The sequence below is a fragment of the Rhizobium sp. SVR5-9E genome, from assembly GCF_056755095.1.
Map to the genome: position 1 here is coordinate 1 of NZ_JBNDHS010000312.1, position 321 is coordinate 321.

General features: G+C 38.0%; 1 protein-coding gene. It reads right to left on the reverse strand.

The window, feature by feature from the left end:
- Positions 1–72: 72 nt before the first annotated feature.
- Complete coding sequence (locus ACPYOJ_RS34955; protein ID WP_042722242.1) at positions 73–297, reverse strand: hypothetical protein; 225 nt, start codon at positions 295–297, stop codon at positions 73–75.
- Between the last annotated feature and the right edge of the window lie 24 nt (positions 298–321).

A 321-nucleotide genomic window follows, 5' to 3' on the forward strand; every position in this document is an offset into this window, starting at 1 on the left:
GTGTATAAGAGACAGGCATTATATTGCTCCGGACATTTTCTGCTGATGATGTCCTCGTAGATTTTTCTGTAGTTAGGTACTGATCTTTCCATAATGTTTTTTTATACTGATCCCGGTTACCACACCTTCCGTAAAATGCAGGATAAGCGTTGTTTTCCGGAAATAAAATGTAACGTTCAGTTCGTAATACCAGACATCAGCGGGATAATAATTATACTCAAGCCCCAGTTCTCCGGAAATTTCCTTTTTGGTTTTCCCCAGAAGAAACTGATACTGAAGCTTTAGTTTCTTACTCATTGCGATATCCGAGTATTATTGTAT

Bases quoted from the DNA above. Each gene is read 5' to 3' on its own strand.
- ACPYOJ_RS34955 (WP_042722242.1), bottom strand. From the start codon at position 297: ATGAGTAAGAAACTAAAGCTTCAGTATCAGTTTCTTCTGGGGAAAACC.